Source organism: Synechococcus sp. KORDI-52, from assembly GCF_000737595.1.
Taxonomy (GTDB): Bacteria; Cyanobacteriota; Cyanobacteriia; order PCC-6307; family Cyanobiaceae; genus Parasynechococcus.
In genome coordinates this window covers 1,007,686-1,023,814 of sequence record NZ_CP006271.1, presented here as the reverse complement: position 1 = coordinate 1,023,814, position 16,129 = coordinate 1,007,686, and the positions used below count along the sequence as shown (strand labels likewise).

At 61.0% G+C, this 16,129-nt stretch carries 21 protein-coding genes and 1 tRNA gene; 12 read left to right on the top strand and 10 right to left on the bottom strand.

Going from position 1 to position 16,129, the window contains the following annotated elements; all coding sequences use genetic code 11:
* The first annotated feature begins 23 nt into the window (after positions 1–23).
* Positions 24–536, top strand: a complete 513-nt coding sequence (gene psbV / locus KR52_RS05130; protein WP_038556878.1) for a photosystem II cytochrome c-550 — start codon at positions 24–26, stop codon at positions 534–536.
* Positions 537–575: 39 nt separating this feature from the next.
* On the opposite strand, the gene KR52_RS05125 is transcribed toward psbV, so the two are convergent.
* The 4 genes from KR52_RS05125 to serA all read right to left on the bottom strand — a co-directional run bounded on the left by KR52_RS05125 (position 576) and on the right by serA (position 3,993).
* Positions 576–962, bottom strand: a complete 387-nt coding sequence (locus tag KR52_RS05125; RefSeq protein ID WP_038556876.1) for a hypothetical protein — start codon at positions 960–962, stop codon at positions 576–578.
* Between the two features lie 102 nt (positions 963–1,064).
* Positions 1,065–1,364, bottom strand: a complete 300-nt coding sequence (locus tag KR52_RS05120; RefSeq protein ID WP_006043345.1) for a ferredoxin — start codon at positions 1,362–1,364, stop codon at positions 1,065–1,067.
* Positions 1,365–1,519: 155 nt separating this feature from the next.
* Entirely contained in the window at positions 1,520–2,407 is an 888-nt protein-coding gene (prmA, locus tag KR52_RS05115; RefSeq protein ID WP_038553282.1) for a 50S ribosomal protein L11 methyltransferase, read from the bottom strand.
* The gene (serA, locus tag KR52_RS05110) at positions 2,407–3,993 is read right to left on the bottom strand and encodes a phosphoglycerate dehydrogenase (RefSeq protein WP_038553281.1); all 1,587 of its coding nucleotides are present in this window, start codon (positions 3,991–3,993) and stop codon (positions 2,407–2,409) included. Before serA ends, prmA begins: the two co-directional genes overlap by 1 nt.
* Positions 3,994–4,099: 106 nt before the next feature.
* Here serA and KR52_RS05105 point away from each other — a divergent pair, with 106 nt between their 5' ends.
* From KR52_RS05105 to KR52_RS05080, 6 genes are all read left to right on the top strand, one after another.
* A complete protein-coding gene (locus tag KR52_RS05105; RefSeq protein WP_038553278.1) occupies positions 4,100–4,600 on the top strand; it encodes a hypothetical protein in 501 nt (166 codons plus the stop codon).
* A complete protein-coding gene (locus tag KR52_RS05100) occupies positions 4,600–5,376 on the top strand; it encodes a photosystem II S4 domain protein (RefSeq protein WP_173402196.1) in 777 nt (258 codons plus the stop codon). The genes KR52_RS05105 and KR52_RS05100 overlap by 1 nt, the downstream gene beginning before the upstream one ends.
* Positions 5,377–5,449: 73 nt before the next feature.
* Positions 5,450–5,521: transfer RNA gene (locus tag KR52_RS05095), tRNA-Val, on the top strand.
* A gap of 42 nt (positions 5,522–5,563) precedes the next feature.
* Positions 5,564–6,949, top strand: a complete 1,386-nt coding sequence (gene murD, locus KR52_RS05090) for a UDP-N-acetylmuramoyl-L-alanine--D-glutamate ligase (RefSeq protein WP_038553273.1) — start codon at positions 5,564–5,566, stop codon at positions 6,947–6,949.
* 85 nt (positions 6,950–7,034) lie between these two features.
* The gene (locus KR52_RS05085; protein WP_038556874.1) at positions 7,035–7,481 is read left to right on the top strand and encodes an EVE domain-containing protein; all 447 of its coding nucleotides are present in this window, start codon (positions 7,035–7,037) and stop codon (positions 7,479–7,481) included.
* Positions 7,465–8,193, top strand: a complete 729-nt coding sequence (locus KR52_RS05080) for a hypothetical protein (protein WP_038553270.1) — start codon at positions 7,465–7,467, stop codon at positions 8,191–8,193. The genes KR52_RS05085 and KR52_RS05080 overlap by 17 nt, the downstream gene beginning before the upstream one ends.
* On the opposite strand, the gene KR52_RS13560 is transcribed toward KR52_RS05080, so the two are convergent.
* From KR52_RS13560 to KR52_RS05060, 4 genes are all read right to left on the bottom strand, one after another.
* Positions 8,145–8,390 (bottom strand): DUF2811 domain-containing protein, encoded by a 246-nt coding sequence (locus KR52_RS13560; protein ID WP_071840173.1) that lies wholly within the window; start codon positions 8,388–8,390, stop codon positions 8,145–8,147. The two genes, KR52_RS05080 and KR52_RS13560, sit on opposite strands and share 49 nt — an antisense overlap.
* 313 nt (positions 8,391–8,703) lie before the next feature.
* Positions 8,704–9,075: a DUF1818 family protein gene (locus KR52_RS05070; protein WP_038553266.1), complete on the bottom strand. Its 372-nt coding sequence runs from the start codon at positions 9,073–9,075 to the stop codon at positions 8,704–8,706.
* Between the two features lie 10 nt (positions 9,076–9,085).
* Positions 9,086–9,313: a DNA-directed RNA polymerase subunit omega gene (locus KR52_RS05065; RefSeq protein WP_038553264.1), complete on the bottom strand. Its 228-nt coding sequence runs from the start codon at positions 9,311–9,313 to the stop codon at positions 9,086–9,088.
* Positions 9,314–9,353: 40 nt separating this feature from the next.
* The gene (locus tag KR52_RS05060) at positions 9,354–9,638 is read right to left on the bottom strand and encodes a hypothetical protein (protein WP_038553262.1); all 285 of its coding nucleotides are present in this window, start codon (positions 9,636–9,638) and stop codon (positions 9,354–9,356) included.
* Between the two features lie 62 nt (positions 9,639–9,700).
* Between KR52_RS05060 and KR52_RS05055 the strand changes: the two genes are divergently transcribed.
* From KR52_RS05055 to KR52_RS05045, 3 genes are all read left to right on the top strand, one after another.
* Positions 9,701–11,275, top strand: a complete 1,575-nt coding sequence (locus KR52_RS05055) for an Hsp70 family protein (RefSeq protein WP_038553259.1) — start codon at positions 9,701–9,703, stop codon at positions 11,273–11,275.
* Between the two features lie 74 nt (positions 11,276–11,349).
* Positions 11,350–12,195: a hypothetical protein gene (locus tag KR52_RS05050; RefSeq protein ID WP_038556871.1), complete on the top strand. Its 846-nt coding sequence runs from the start codon at positions 11,350–11,352 to the stop codon at positions 12,193–12,195.
* Between the two features lie 30 nt (positions 12,196–12,225).
* Positions 12,226–12,447 (top strand): ferredoxin-thioredoxin reductase variable chain, encoded by a 222-nt coding sequence (locus KR52_RS05045; RefSeq protein WP_038556868.1) that lies wholly within the window; start codon positions 12,226–12,228, stop codon positions 12,445–12,447.
* On the opposite strand, the gene pyrR is transcribed toward KR52_RS05045, so the two are convergent.
* A complete protein-coding gene (pyrR, locus tag KR52_RS05040; RefSeq protein WP_038556867.1) occupies positions 12,431–12,982 on the bottom strand; it encodes a bifunctional pyr operon transcriptional regulator/uracil phosphoribosyltransferase PyrR in 552 nt (183 codons plus the stop codon). The two genes, KR52_RS05045 and pyrR, sit on opposite strands and share 17 nt — an antisense overlap.
* Positions 12,983–13,089: 107 nt before the next feature.
* On the opposite strand from pyrR, the gene gpmI reads away from it, so the two are divergent.
* Together gpmI and secG are read left to right on the top strand one after the other, a co-directional pair.
* Positions 13,090–14,727, top strand: coding sequence for a 2,3-bisphosphoglycerate-independent phosphoglycerate mutase (gene gpmI / locus KR52_RS05035; RefSeq protein ID WP_038553257.1), 1,638 nt, complete (start codon positions 13,090–13,092; stop codon positions 14,725–14,727).
* The gene (gene secG / locus KR52_RS05030) at positions 14,727–14,957 is read left to right on the top strand and encodes a preprotein translocase subunit SecG (RefSeq protein WP_038553255.1); all 231 of its coding nucleotides are present in this window, start codon (positions 14,727–14,729) and stop codon (positions 14,955–14,957) included. The genes gpmI and secG overlap by 1 nt, the downstream gene beginning before the upstream one ends.
* 10 nt (positions 14,958–14,967) lie before the next feature.
* Here secG and KR52_RS14105 read toward each other — a convergent pair whose 3' ends face one another.
* A complete protein-coding gene (locus KR52_RS14105; protein ID WP_156957588.1) occupies positions 14,968–15,930 on the bottom strand; it encodes a hypothetical protein in 963 nt (320 codons plus the stop codon).
* Positions 15,931–16,129: the final 199 nt, after the last annotated feature.

The window sequence follows — 16,129 nt, the reverse complement described above, 5'->3', positions numbered from 1 at the left end:
TGCGTCACACCCCCCACACCTTCATGGCCACTGTGTTCTCTTCTTTGCGACGGTCCCTGAAGGGCCTTCTGATCCTTGTCCCGGTGCTGATCGGTCTCAGCGTCATCTCCCCGGCTCAGGCGGCCCAGTGGGACGCCGAAACCCTTACCGTTCCGGCTGACCCGTCCGGATCAGAGGTGACCTTCACCGATCGCGAAATCGATGCCGGCCGCAAGGTGTTCAACACCAGCTGCGGCACCTGCCACGCCGGTGGCATCACCAAAACCAACCACAACGTCGGCCTGGATCCGGAAACCTTGGCCCTGGCCACCCCGGCCCGAGACAACGTCGAGGCCCTGGTTGACTACATGAAGGATCCAACGTCATACGACGGTGAATACAGCATTGCCGACCTTCACCCCAGCATGCGCGACGCCGAGCTGTACCCCGCCATGCGCGACCTTGACGATGAAGATCTCCGCCTGATGGCCGGCTACATCCTGGTGTCACCCAAAGTCCAGGGCAGTGCCTGGGGAGGAGGAAAGATCTACTTCTGATTCCATCCGGCTCTCAGCCAGCGATCGACCCCGGTGGCCTTAGGCCATCGGGGCTTTTTGTTCAGGACTCACATGCTCAGGGGCCATGGAGCTGGGATGGCGGCTGTACCACCACTCCTGCAGATCCCGGCTGAAGCGAACGGAGAACAGAGTCAGCACCGTGGGCGTGGGTCGTCCGCCCGGTTGCAGCAGTTCCACCGCGTAGGAGGGGCAGCGCCGGGCAGCCAGGTCGGGCACAAACCGACGTCCGATTCGTCTCCAGCTCGGCTCCTTGCTGCGCCAGGCCAGACGACAGCAGGGCCAGGGCAGTTCTTCACGGTCAAACAACCGGCAACAGGGCCCGATCACGCGGAAGCTGTACTGACCGCCGGGGCTGGTGTGAACACTGCCGGGCTCCAGAAGATCGTCGACTTCGGGGCGGCTCACGGCAGGAGAAGACAAGGGACACGCATGGAAGACGACCAGACCAAAAAAAACCACCCCCGCAGGGGTGGTTGAGGACTCGTCCACATGTTGAAGGACAGAGACTCAATAGAGCTCTTCTTCGGCGTGGGTCTTGATGGTGCAGTCGCTGGTGGGGTAGGCGACGCAGGTCAGCACGAAACCAGCTTCGATCTGGTCGTCGTCCAGGAAGCTCTGGTCGGACTGGTCGACGGTGCCAGCAGTGATCTTGCCGGCGCAGGTGGAGCAAGCGCCAGCGCGGCAGGAGTAGGGGAGGTCGATGCCCTGCTCTTCAGCAGCGTCGAGGATGTACTGGTCGTCGGGCACTTCGATGGTCTTGTTCAGACCTTCGCTCTCGGAGACCAGGGTGACCTTGTAGGAAGCCATGATTGATGAATGCGTACAGGGTTCCGGAAAACCCGGTCCTGCAGAACGCCACATTTTTACTTCAAATAGGTGCTCAACCTGACGATTCCTGGGCCACTAGGGAAGAGGACCAATCGGAGACCCCACTCTGATAAGCCTGGCTTATACGGGCAGGCCTAGCGGCGGCGGATCTCCAACAGCCCCCAGCGGCCCTGTGCCGCCTCGACGGTGACCAACCAGCCCAAACCCCCCAGGACCTCCTTCAGGCGCGGTGCCTGATCCACCAGGAGCCCACTGAGCAGAGCGCGCCCATCGGGCTGAAGCAGCCCCTCAAACCCCGGGGAGAGGGCTTCAATCACCGGAGCCAGGATGTTGCAGAGCAGCAGATCAGCGCGGCGGGGGGCGAGCAGCTCGCTCAGGGTCTCCACTGAACCGAGAGCCACCTGAAGCTCAGCCTCCGATCGGTCGTTGAGGCCGCGGTTGTCCGCCGTGGCACGCACCGCCAGGGAATCGGTGTCAGCGGCCACCACCGACTCCGCCCCCAGGCCCAGCGCAGCAAGGCCCAGCACCCCGCTGCCGCAGCCCAGATCGGCCACAAGCGACCCCAAAGGAGGCGACTGCTCCAAAGCTTCCAGGCAGAGCCTGGTGGTGGGATGGCTTCCAGTGCCGAAGGCACTGCCCGGATCCATCTTGATCACCAGCCGGTCGGCATGCTCCGGCTGAACCTCCAGCCAGGCCGGCAGGATCAACAGCCCAGCACCGACAGGATCGGCCTGCCAGTGCTGTTTCCAGCTGAGGCTCCAATCCTCATCCGCCACATCGTCCCAGTGCCCATCGGGCAGGCTGAGACCAAAGGGCTCCGCCAGCGGCTGCAGGCTGGCGATCAGCTCCCGCCGCTGAGGCTCCGGCCACTCCGGCTTCGGGAGCCAGACCAACAGCGTCTTGCGGTCAGGCGTTTCAGGCGCATGCTGCACCGCATGGCGGTGCAGGCCCAGATCCGTCAGCTTCCACACCAGCGATTCCTCCAGCTCCGGAGGACACGGGAGTGTCAGACGCCACCACATCAGAGCGTGACCGGGTGGGCTTCCTGAATGCCCTCGATCGCCGTGATCGTCTTCAACAGATCGGCAGGGATCGGATCATCGATGCTGAGCACCATCACTGCATCACCACGCACGATCTTGCGGCCCACTTGCATCGAGGCGATGTTGACGTTGTGTTCACCCAACAGCGAGCCCAGGTGGCCGATGATGCCGGGCATGTCCCGGTGACGGGTGAACAGCATGTGGTTGCTCGGCGTCACATTGACCGGGAAGGCATCAATGCTGGTGATACGCAGATCCCCATCGGCAAAGACGGCACCGGTGACGCTACGGCTGCCCTGATCGCCGCGAGTGGTGATTTGCAGTGAGCCACCGGCGAAGTCGCGGCTGCTCTCATCCTTCACCTCCAGCACCAGAATGCCGCGGGCCTTGGCCTCGAGCGAGGCATTCACAAAGTTGATGCTGTCGCCAAGGCCAGCACTGAGCAGACCCTTCAGAGCAGCAATCACCAGAGGCTGGGAGGGATGGCTGGAGAATTCACCTTGCAGGCGCAGTTCCATCTCCTTCACATGACCGCCGGCCAGCTGACTGACCAGCAGACCGACGGTTTCAGCAAGCTGGAGATGGGGCTTGAGCCGCTCCATGATCTCGGCGCTGAGGCCGGGGATGTTGACTGCGCTGCGGGCCGGCAGACCCAGAAGCACATCACGGATCTGCTCCGCCACGTCGATCGCCACATTCTCCTGGGCCTCTTCCGTTGATGCACCGAGGTGGGGCGTCAGCACCAGACCACGCTCCACCGACCGCAGGGGGGAGTCTTCCGCCAGGGGCTCACTGGCATACACATCCAGGCCAGCACCAGCGATCACCCCGTTGTTGATGGCTTCAGCGATCGCCGCCTCATCCACCACGCCACCGCGGGCGCAGTTCACGATCCGCGCCGTGGGCTTCATCGTGCGCAGCAGCTCCGCATTGACCAGATTTTCGGTGTCTTTGGTGCGGGGGATGTGCAGGGTGACGTAGTCGGCGGCGCGAAACAGCTCATCCAACTCGAGCAGCTTCACCTGCATCCGCTGGGCGCGATCGGCGGCGATGAAGGGGTCGTAGGCGATCACCTCCATGCCCATGGCCTGGGCAACCCGGGCAACGTGGGAACCGATCTTGCCCAGACCGACCACCCCAAGGGTCTTCTTGTAGAGCTCGTTGCCGACGTATTTCTTGCGATCCCACTTGCCGGACCGCATGCCGCCATGGGCCTGGGGAATGTGCCGCGAGAGGGTCAACATCATCGCCAGAGCGTGCTCCGCGGCTGCGATGGTGTTGCCCTCGGGGGAGTTCACCACCAGCACACCCCTCTGGGTGGCCGCAGGAACATCAACGTTATCCACGCCGACGCCGGCGCGGCCGATGATCTTGAGCCGGCTCGCCGCAGCGATCACCGCTGCGGTCACCTGGGTGCCGGAACGAATCATCAATCCGTCGTATTCACCGATGATCCCGATCAGCTCCTCCTCCGAGAGGCCGGTGCGCTGATCCACCTGCGCCACTTGGCCGAGAATGTCGATCCCGGCCTGGTCGATCGGATCGGAGACAAGAACTTTCGTCATCGAAAGGCGCAGAACTGCCGCGGAGAACTGTAGAGATCGACACCCACCACCCCCTCCAGTTCGAAGCACAGGGTTCAGAATTCAGCGCACTGGATCTGAATGCCCCATGCCCGTCTGTGTGATGGTGATGACCGATGCCCCAGCGGCAGAGGGCCTGATCCAGCGGCTCCGGGACACCGATCTGCCGCTGCTCAAATGTTTGATGATTCCCCCTGACGGGGATGCGATCGACAAAGTCGCCCTGCTGAACCCCAACCTGACCCGCCAGCAACGTCAACGGGGTATGGCCCGCTGGCTGATGCCCTTCGGCTTCCTGGCTGGAGTGACCTTCACCAAGATCACCAACCTCACCACCTTCGCCAGCTTTGGCCCCTGGGGTGAAACGCTGATCGGTGGCCTGCTGGGCATGGGCTCCGGCCTGATGGGGAGCTACGCCGCGGCCGCCAGTGTGGATTCAGACAACGATGCAGGCGTGCGGATCCTGCGCAACCGCCGCGACGAAGGACGCTGGTTGGTGCTGCTGGAAACCCCCAATGGCATCGAAGCCCCCTGGCAAGTGATTCAAAAGTCGCGGCCGCAACAGGTGGTTCGCCTCGACGACCTGTGATGCTGCCCAGGGAGGAGCTGCTAGAGGGGGCCCAGAACCCGGAAGGATTGACGCTCCTCGTCGATCTCGCGGAGCAGGTGTTGCGCACCTGGCAACCGGCCTGGAGCCCCTTCCTCAGTGCACCGCTGCGGGAGGAAGCCTTGGCTCGCCTGGGCAGCCTCAGTGAATTGACCTGGGTCAGTGATGGTGGTTATCCAGGCGCCGAACGCCAACGGCTGCTCTGCCACCGTCGCGACGACAACCCTGATGTAGCGGCCCCGGTTCAAGGCCTGCTGATCGAAGGCAATTTCCTCTTCGACCCCCTTTCCCCCGAGGATCTGCGCGAAGCGTTGCAGGCCATGGGCGTCGACGCAGACAACATCGGCGATCTCTGGGTGCGCGGCGATCGCGGTGGGCAAGGGGTCTGCACCCCCAGCGCTGCCGAAGCCCTGCATGGCCGCCTGGGGGCCGTGCGCGAGGTGGAGATTCGCTGCGAATCCCGCCCTATGGAGCAATTGCAGCACCCTGTGCAACGCAGCGTCCGCACCCTGCAGACGGTGGAGGCCTCCTGTCGCCTGGATGCGATTGCATCTGCAGGATTCGGGCTGTCCCGGGCCAAGATCGTGACCCACGTCAAAGCTGGGCGTTTACGGCTCAACTGGGACAACGTGCGTCAAGCCAGCCGTGAACTGGTGGTGGGCGACCGGCTGCAGCTGCAGGATCGCGGCTCTGTGGAGGTGCTCTCACTCACCCGCACCAAACGGGAGCGCTGGCGCGTCGAACTGCGCCGCAGTTGAGTTGAGCTGCCCACCAGCTGCTACTGTTCAGCCTCGGTCGATGAAATCACAAGATTTCAGCTTGATCGAGGTCGGGCGATTAGCTCAGGGGTAGAGCACTACATTGACATTGTAGGAGTCACTGGTTCAAATCCAGTATCGCCCACTTTCCCTGTTGGAACTGCGTTTACGAGCTTCAAACCTTGCGATGACACGCACGATTGTCGTTGGCTTGGGTCGTTCAGGTTTGGGGGCTGCACGTCTGCTCAAGCAGCAGAATCTCGACGTCATTGTGTTCGAACGGGGCGATAACGAAGCCCTCCAACACACCTCCAAAACACTCGCCGAAGAGGGCATTCAGGTGGTCCTGGGGCAGCCCCTCACCCCGGAAAGCTTTGACACCTGGCGAGACAACCTGGGCGCTGTGGTGATCGGCCCTGGCATTCCCTGGGATCACCCAACTCTGGTCCAGCTGCGATCCGAGGGCGTCCAGGTGCGCGGAGAGATGGATCTGGCCTGGGATGCCCTCCAGCAGATCCCCTGGATCGGCATCACAGGAACCAACGGCAAAACCACGGTCACCCATCTGCTCAGCCACGTTTTGGAGGCCTCAGGCCTCATGGCACCGATGGGGGGAAACATGGGCCTCTCCGCAGCAGAGCTGGCCTGCCAGATCAGCTCAGGGGCCACACCCCGCCCCGATTGGCTCGTGATGGAACTGAGCAGCTACCAGATCGAGGCGGCGCCCGCTGTGGCCCCCAAGATCGGCATCTGGACCACGCTGACCCCAGACCATCTTGAGCGCCACGGCACCCTTGAGGCCTACCGGGCGATCAAACGCGGGCTGCTCGAACGCTCAGCGTGCGCCCTCTTCAATGCCGATGATCCAGACCTGCGCAAGCAACGCAGCAGCTGGGGCCGCGGCACCTGGGTCAGCAGTGAGGGGGCGCGTCCGGACAACCAGCCCGTCGACCTCTGGATTGATGACGAGGGCATGGTGCGCAACAACACCACGAGATTGTTTGCGGCTGATGTCCTGGCGATGCCGGGCCGCCACAACCGCCAAAACCTCTTGCTGGTGACCGCTGCCGCCCTGGAGGTGGGCCTATCCCCCCAGGAGATTGCCGACGCCTTGCGCACGTTTCCGGGCGTGCCACACCGGCTTGAACAGCTGGGCACGTTGGCGGGAGCCAGCGTGTTCAACGACAGCAAAGCCACCAATTACGACGCAGCCGAGGTGGGCTTGAGGGCCGTGCAGCGCCCCGTCGTGGTGCTGGCCGGGGGGCAGACCAAACAGGGTGATGCCAGTGGATGGATGAAGCAGCTGCACACCAAGGCCTGCAGCCTGATCCTGTTCGGTGCGGGGGCCGATGAGCTGGCCAATCTTGCCAAAGCGGCTGGATACCCAGGCGAACTGCTGCAGTGCCCAGGGCTCGAAAGCGCTGTCAACCTGGCTGAAAAGGCCGTGCAGCGGCATCAGGCCTCGTCGCTGCTGCTGTCACCGGCCTGTGCCAGCTTTGATCAATACCGGGATTTCGAGGCCAGAGGGGAACACTTCCGCGCCCTGATCCAGCCCCTGCTGGACGTCGCCTGAGACCAAACGAACGCAATGGGATGAATCCGGGCCTGACGGTCCGATGATGGTGGGAAACAAGCGATGAGACGTGGCCTTCTGGTTGATGAAAAGCGAACCCGACGCCTACGGGATCGATGATCTGCGTCGCGAGGGCACCACGCTGTGGGACGGCATTCGCAACTACCAGGCGCGCAATTTCATGCGCAGCATGGAGGTGGGCGACCAAGCATTTTTTTACCACTCCAATTGCAAACCACCCGGGATCATCGGGCTGATGGACGTGATGGAGACCGGTCTGGTGGATCCCACTCAATTTGATCCCACAGCCAAGTACTACGACCCCAAGTCGACCCCCGAGAAACCGCGCTGGGACTGCGCCCGTCTGCGCTTTCTTGGAGAGTTCGACACTCTGCTCAGTCTCGATCAGCTGCGGGACCTCTATACCGAAGAGCAGCTGCCCGTGATCAAACGCGGCAACAGGCTCTCGATCCTTCCGGTTCCCGTCGACACCGCCAACGACCTCCTCTCACGGCTTGGCCAGTTCCACTGAAATCCCACTGGTCACCCTGCTGCCCCGGGCATGGATCGGCTTCAGCCGCGGGCCCTGGCGGTGTGTCGGCCTGGCGGCGTTGGTGTTGATCAGCGCCAGTGGCCCAGCGGTGGTCGGTCACGACCTGCGCCTGGCGGGATCCCCATGGCTGAACCGACTTGGGGATCTCTCTGTGCTGGTGAGTCTGGTGCTTCCCCTGCTGCCGATTCTGGCTTTGCTGCAGTTCACGGATGGTCTGCTCCCCGATCGACGCGGCGAGCGGCCCAAGCAGAGCTGGCGACGGCTGTTGCGGCAAGCCTTCACCCTGGTGCTGCTGGAACTGCTGCTCGTGCTGGGTGGTGTCGGGTTGGTTCAGTCGTTGAGCTGGATGCTCGGACGCTGGAGCACCGCCCTGGCCGGCCTGAGCGTTGTGTTGGGTGGATTGATTCTGCTGAGCTGGCTGTTCAGCCAGATCATGGCCCTTCCCTTGCTGGTCCACGAGCGTTGCCGCGCACTTCAGGCGATGGACCTCAGCCGCCAGTTGGTGCACCGTAATGGCTTCCAGGTTCTGGCGCTGCTGGGGATGCTGCTGGGGATCAACCTGCTGGGGCTGATCGGCGCCACCTTGGGACTCCTGCTCAGCCTCCCCTTCAGCGCCCTGGTGCTGATGGCCTGCTGCAGACCTCAGACCCCATTGAGCAATGACTCCCGGCGAAACATGTTTCCGACATAAACCCGAGTGATCTCTCGTGAGGGCTTGCCGTTTTGGACGAGAAAACCGGCCAATGCCGCCTGAACCAATCGGTATTGATCCCAATTCGGATGCCCCTCGATGAACTGGGTCATGGCCTGCTGAAGGGGCTGTGGAAGTTCCGACTGGAAACTCACAACACTGGTCTCAGCCGCGGCTTGCTCAAGGCCTTCCGGCATCTTGTCTTTACGAAACGACCACTAGTTCTCCACATCGCGGCGCCAGCGTCAAGGACCAGCAACATGGACTCATTCTCATTCATCTCCAGGCGAGATTCCTGCCTGGAAGCGTCTCCTGCACTGGCCGCAACGCAGGCATAGACGGATCCGCGCAGCCCGCCACCATCGTCAAGCGAAAACAACAAAAACCAGCCGTTTTCCACAGCAGCCCGCCACAACGGCGCTCGCGACCCATAGCCTGTGGAAAAGCTGTGCAGAGCCGCCGGCGATGGGCGGGGGAAATCAATAGCCCAGAAACAATTAGCCACGCTTATCAATGCTGCGAGTCCCACAACGTTCTCATCGCAGCCACCACCGCTGCTGCTGCAGGGGCAGGCCATTCACCCTCAGCAGCCCGCCCCTCCAGCGGCGTCAGCAGGATGCGCAACTCCCATTGGTGGCGATCGCCGCTCAAACATCCCCACCAGAGGTCACGGTCTAACTCCAGCTCAATCACTTCCTCCGGCATCAGCTGGTCAACCAGGCCCCGATGCTGCTGCTCCAGGGTCGCCACGAGATCCACCAGATCCCGCCACTCCGGCTCGGTCAACTCAAACGCCCAGCGCTCTCCGCCAACAAGAACGCAGTACTGCCCTCGGGAGGGATCCAAAGACAAACGCCAACCGGCTCCCTCCTGCTGAATCACACCCGATCGATCAACCAGGCAGCAGATCGGGCTGGTCCTGTTCGTCGCTCAATTCCACGATGGCCCGCTGAACCGGCTTGACACTGGATTCCTCCAGCAGACCATCGAAGTCGTCGAAACGCCGCTGTTTAGCCCGAAAGGCAATCCGCACCGTGGTCAGATAACGATTACTGGATTGACGGATCAAACTTTCGCCACGTTTGGCGAGGTCCTTGGGGTTCACTCCGGCAGAAAGCACAGGCTTGAATCAAACAGCTCCAGGCTAGTTGCAAGCCTTCTCAGGCCAGCTGATCGGTGTGGAAGGGCACGTGCATGGGATAGGCCCGTTGACGGGAGCCTGGAACCCGCAACACGATCTGGCGCCCAATCCCCAAGGCCGCCAGAGGCAAACGCAGATCAGCGACCAGTCCACTCAACTCCTCAAGATGGGCTTCATCGAGGCATTCGATGCGGATGCTGCCCCAGCTGCGACGCATGCGACAGCTCCGCAGTGGCTCCAGCCTCTCCTGCAGTTCAGGATCTTCCCGGTAGAAGGAAAAGATCAGCTGTTGCAATCGATCCATCGCCTCCAGTCCCTTTAGTCTCATCCTGACTTCACCGTGCCCAGAGCACGGTCAGAGATCGCGTGGGCGAAGAAAAGCTTCAGCATTCGGACCATCGGGGCGGAACACTCGCCATCGACCTGGGCAGCACCACCACGGTGGTGGCCTATCAAGGTTCGACATCAACCAAACCCGAGCTGCTGAACCTGTCAGCGATCTGCAGCCGGCCCGGTGAAATTCCCAGCCTTGTGTGGAGGGCGACGCAACGACCGCTGATCGGTCGGCAGGTGGTCGAATCGGGGTTATGCGACAGCCGTGACGGCCGACTGCATCGGGACTTCAAGGGCCGTATCGGTCAAGCAGACGCCCCTGATCAGGACGAAGCCTGTTGGGCAGGAGAGCAGCTGATCCAGCAGATCTGGAGCCGCCTCCCCCCCGACCTCGCGATCAAACGCCTGGTGCTCACCGCCCCAGTGGAGTGCTATCGGACTTACCGAAGCTGGTTGCTGCAGGCCTGCAGAGCCTTGCCGGTGGACGAAATAGCCCTGGTCGATGAACCCACCGCAGCAGCCATGGGCGCAGGCCTCCCGGCAGGATCCACCCTGCTGGTGGTCGACCTGGGGGGAAGCACCCTGGATCTGGCCCTGGTGGCCCTGGAAGGCGGCGAAGGTCGTGCAGCACCAATCGCACAACTACTGCGGCTGGGGGGACGCAGCCTGGGGGACAACAGCCGACAGATGCTGCGCACGGCAAAGGTGCTGGGCAAGGCAGGGCTGCGCCTCGGTGGCCGCGAGATTGATCGCTGGATCGTGGACCACTGTTGCCCGGGACAAGCCGCCAGCGCCCCTCTGCTCAATGCCGCCGAACGACTCAAATGCCGGCTGAGCGACACCACTCTGGGCGAACGCGAAAAGCTCATGGAGTTGGCGGTGGATGACCATGAGCATGTTCTTCGCCTGGCACGCAGCGACCTCAACACGCTGCTGCTGAAGCGCGGATTCGGAGACGCGCTCGAACGACTGCTGGAGAGCTGCCTGGCTGGCGGTCGCCGCAACAACTGCAGCCTTGAGGATCTTGAGGGGGTTGTGGCCGTCGGAGGCGGAGCCCAGCTGCCCTTCCTGCGCCAATGGCTCTCCGAGAACACGGCTCCAGCACGCTTGCTCACCCCCCCACCAGTGGAGGCCGTGGCCCTCGGCGCCCTGCAACTCACCCCCGGCGTTGCCATCCGGGATGTGCTCCAGCACGGTGTTTCCCTGCGCTTCTGGGATCAGCGCAGCAACAGCCACCGCTGGCATCCACTGTTCGTTGCAGGGCAACCCTGGCCGAGCCCTTCCCCCCTCGATCTCGTGCTGGCCGCCAGCCAGACCGGGCAACGGAGCCTGGAGCTGGTGCTGGGGGAACCGAGCCCCCAGGGCAGCCACAGCGTGGTCTTCATCGATGGGTTGCCAACCCTTCAGGAGCAGACCGCAGGGGAGGTCTCCCATCAAGCCTGGCCCGGCGCCCCCCTGGTCCTACCTCTGGACCCCGCCGGCGAACGGGGTGAGGATTGCCTGAGGCTGCGCTGGAGCATTGATGGGCAGGCGCAGCTCCAACTTGAGATCAACGACCTGCGCTCCGGACAAGCGTGGGCTTACCCAACGCTGGGTGCCGTCCGATAGCACGTCCGTCCACAGGTCCCTGGAACAGCAGCTGTCCATCCATAAAACAGACTTAGCTCTTGGCTCATGGGTTCTTGGCGGCACCGCGCCATTTGTTGCTGCGGCTCTGGGGTCTGGGGACCCTTGGGCTGGTGCTTGCGATGGCAGCAGGCGCCTATTGGTGGGAAAAACAATTGCCAGAGCGGCTGCAGAACACCCTCATCGCCAAGGATTACGAAGCCTGCATTCGCACCAGCGAGCAACTGGCAGCCCTGCGCTGGTTGGGAGATGGAGCACCGGAAGAGCAGGCTTTCTGCCGCCAAAAGCACGCCGAAGAGCTCTGGGACCAGGGTGAACTCATCGCCGCCATTGCGCTGCAGCAACAACTGGTCGCATCGGGACATGGCGACCTCGATGCTCATCGCGAGACGCTCAAAAGCTGGCAAGAAGCTCTGAAGGATCAGGCAGTTGCTCTGTTTCGCCAAGGGGAACTTCAGAAGGCACTCAACCTGCTGGACCCCCTGAAAGGCCATGCGCGCAGTTCGATCAGCCAACTCAGTGCAACGCTGATGGAGATCTGGAACCGCAATCGTCTGGAACAGCGTCGGCTGGTCCAACTGGTCGAACAGGAACGCTGGTGGGAGGCCCTCGACAGCCTCAACAAACTCGACCATCCCTGGTGGCAAAAGCAGGCCCTTGCCACCCGAGAACAGGTGGAGACTGCAATACGGGCTCTCGACACGGCCCAGGAACATCAACAGCATCCCGCGGCGCATCCCGACGTCATCAGTGGTGACGCGCTGGATGCCGCTGTGCAGGATCAATTACGCCGAGGGCTGGACCCCTGGACAGCTTTTTCCACGGGATGCAGCAACCTCGGTGGACGCATTGAGGAAGATGGGCCTGAGAGCTTCTGCAGGCGTTCATCCCCGAGCCCGTGACAAGATGAGCCCGTGGATGATTCAGGTGCGATGAAGGCGGGCGACAGGGTGACGGTTGAGGCATCCGTCGTGGTGTTCAACCATCCCGAGCACAGGGGTAAAGCCTTCGACATGAAGGGCCAGTGCGGTGACGTGGTGAATGTGCTCAACGACTGGAAGGGACGTGTGATCAGCCCAACGCTTCCAGTGATCGTTGCCTTCGGCCGCTACAAGGCCCATTTCCGCGCCGATGAACTCAAAATGATCGACTAGCCCGATTCAGGAACACTCCCTCTTCGCCATCCACATCCTGCAGGCGCAGCTCGATGCTTTCGCTGCGTCGGGTAGGAACAACGCGACCGCAGAAATCGGGCTGGATGGGCAATTCACGATGGCCACGATCCACCATGGCCAAAAGCATCACGCGTTGCGGACGTCCCCAGCTCTGAAGGGCCTCCAGCGCTGCACGCACCGTTCGACCAGTGAAGATCACATCATCCACCAGGATGACCAAACGGTCTTCAATGCTTGTGGGCAATGTGGTCAGCTGAGGAAGTCGAGTACCGATACGCTCCAGGTCATCGCGATGGAATGTGGGATCAATTGAGCCCTGCGCGATCGCATGGCCCGTCAGCCGCTCCAATTCCCGTGCAAGGACCTTTGACAACTGAACGCCGCGCGTGGGTATGCCCAGCAAGATGAGCTTTCGGCTGTCCTCAGCACTTTCCAGAACCTGTGACGCCAAGCGGGCCAGGGTGAGGCCAAGCTCTCGCGCCGAAAGAATTTCGATCCGGTCAGTGTCGGCCATGGACAGCAAGCGATGCGGGGATGTGGTGATTGGACGAAACTGCAGCCTGAGGGCTGACGGAGCGTTAGGTTGATTCTGCAAAAGTCCTTAAGAACCGTCGGTCGCGGGTGAACGTGGGGAAAAACACAACCAACGGTTCAGGTCGCTCCGGCTCAGTGGCACCTGTGGTCCTTACCATCCTGGATGGGTGGGGGCATCGGGACGCAAGCGAGCACAACGCCATTCAGCAAAGCGGAACACCGGTGATGGATGCCCTGTGGCATGCCTATCCACACACGCTGATTGAGGCCAGCGGATCCCATGTGGGGCTGCCCGATCAGCAGATGGGCAATTCCGAGGTCGGTCACCTGACCATCGGTGCGGGCCGGATCATCCGCCAGGAGCTGGTGAGGATCAGCGACACCGTACGCAGCAACCAGCTGGGGGACATGCCCGTGCTGACGTCACTGGCGGAACGGATCCAGAAGCGGGGAGGAACACTGCACCTGCTGGGCCTCTGTTCCGACGGCGGTGTTCACAGCCATGTGGACCACCTCTGTGGACTGATCCGCTGGGCTGCCGACAGCGGCATCTCCGATCTCGCCGTCCATGCCATTACCGACGGCCGCGACACCCCCACCCAAAGCGCACCGAGCTACATCAGCCAGGTGGAAGCCGCCTTGAACCAATGCGGCGTGGGCCAGCTCACCAGCCTCTGCGGCCGGTACTGGGCCATGGATCGAGACCAGCGCTGGGAGCGAACCCAGAAGGCCTACAACCTCTACACCGACCCTGCCATCGCGGTGGACAACCGAACGCCCGAGCAGGTGCTGGCGGCCAGTTATGCCGAGGGAATCACCGACGAGTTCCTCGAACCGGTCCGCCTGCAGAACGGCGTGATCAAGGACGGCGACAGTGTTCTGGTGTTCAACTTCCGACCGGATCGTGCCCGCCAGATTGTGCAAGCGCTGTGCCTTGCAGACTTCGAGGCGTTCAAGCGCAGCCACGTTCCGACATTGGACGTGGTGACCTTCACCCAGGTGGAACAGGACCTGCCCGTCCAGGTCGCCTTCCCTCCAGAGCCGCTCGATCAACTGCTGGGCCAGGTGGTGGCCGACGCGGGGCTGAAGCAGTACCGCACAGCAGAGACGGAGAAGTATCCCCATGTCACCTACTTCATGAATGGGGGCATCGAACAGCCACTGGAGGGGGAAGAGCGCCACCTTGTGCCGTCACCGAGGGTCGCCACCTATGACCTCTCACCGGCGATGTCTGCCGAGCAACTCACCGACAGCTGCATCGCAGCTATCGGAAAAGCAGACTATGCGCTGATTGTGATCAACTACGCCAATCCCGATATGGTTGGTCACACCGGTGTGATGGATGCCGCGATGGAAGCCATCCAGACGGTTGACCGCTGCATTGGCCGCTTGCTGGATGCCGTAGGACGCCAGGGAGGAACCATGTTGATCACGGCCGATCACGGCAATGCAGAGTTGATGCAGGGTCCGGATGGCCAGGCCTGGACAGCCCACACCACCAATCCGGTGCCTGTGATCCTGATCGAGGGGGAGCGGCGCAAGTTGCCTGGCCACGGCAACGGAATCACGCTGCGTGAAAACGGAGGGCTGGCTGATATCGCACCAACCTTGCTTCAGATTCTTGATCTGCCGCAGCCGGAGGCGATGACTGGTGTCAGTCTGATCGCTCCAATCTCCAACATGGACCCCACCCCCATGACCGCTCGCTTGCCTCTTTCCGTCTGATGCTGACCTCAATTCTGTCCTGGAGCTGGATTGGCACAGGCATCCTGCTGATCATCTTGGTGTTGTTGCACAGCCCCAAGGGTGATGGCATGGGTGGATTGGCCGCCAGCGGCAGCTCGATGTTCAGCAGCGCCAGCAGTGCAGAAGCAACATTGAATCGACTGACATGGACGTGCCTGGCTCTCTTCCTGTCTTTAGCCGTGATCCTGAGTGCTGGCTGGTTGGCCTAGAAGAATCAAATTAAGAACACTCAATTTCAGCTTGAATACTCTGCATGCAAGCGTCTTCGATCCTGCGATTGAGATGCTTTATGTCTTCAAGATCTCGATCCTGAGTGGTTTGCCTCGCAAGCGACAACAATTCCGATTTTGACAACAACGACGCGCCCTCCGAAGGCTGAAAGTAATTAAAATTTACAGACATCAGATCACAGTATTTTTTATTACTCTCAGACGATCGGCAGTCAAGGTGACCAACCAAAGCTCGCTGGAGATCACAAGAAAATAACTTATTGAATTCAAGCAACATATTCTTCGCACCAGCCATACGCTTGCCAATGGAAAAGAGCCATTGATTTCCTGCGTGGGGCCTAGGGAAAAACGACTGCCGCCATGGCCGCAATGCGCACAGATGACTGGAGATTGCATGAATCAACAGGGGCTGAAACGAAAGATTTTCACGAACATCCAATGACTCTAGATCGCTGAGACCAAAAGACAGGCCACAGGAAGACATGAAATGATTCAACAATGAATAGGGATGATGGCGAGTTGGAATATGACAACTCACTACACTGACAGATTCCCCAAAAAGTTCTGAAGCTCGACAAAAGCCTTGATAGTCAGCGAACCAATCTCGGTCATTTCCCTCAAGAGAAAAAGCTAAAAGGCTGCGCTCAAGAGCTGTAAACTTTCGCCAATCTAAATTATGTGCCAACATGGCTTCCATATCGGCATATAGCTTTGCTCTGCCTCTAAACCCCCATTGAGAGAATTCAGAAATATAATAACTAGACTGCAACCTTGAGTAACCCGATATCACCACATGATTAAAAGAATGTTTCTCTAAAGCGCGACCCGCAATTGCACACACCAATTTTGGACGATTGCCCATCATTTCATGGCTAACAACAACCTGATAAGCATCCTGAGTGGAAAGAACACCGTCAATATATCCAAAGGGTTCACCATCCTTATCTTCCAAGGCTTGGTTGACACCCCGAAGCAGCTCGGACTGTAGATGACAAAAGCAAAAGCGACCTTTTGCCGCCTTTGCAACAAGCTCAAGGGAAGCTTGCAGCGAAGAAGACGCACACTTCTGAGCTCCAATGTGGATGACAAGCCTTCGGGACCGCCTAAACATCGGAACTGACCACCTCCCCTAAGACTAGATCAGGATAGTG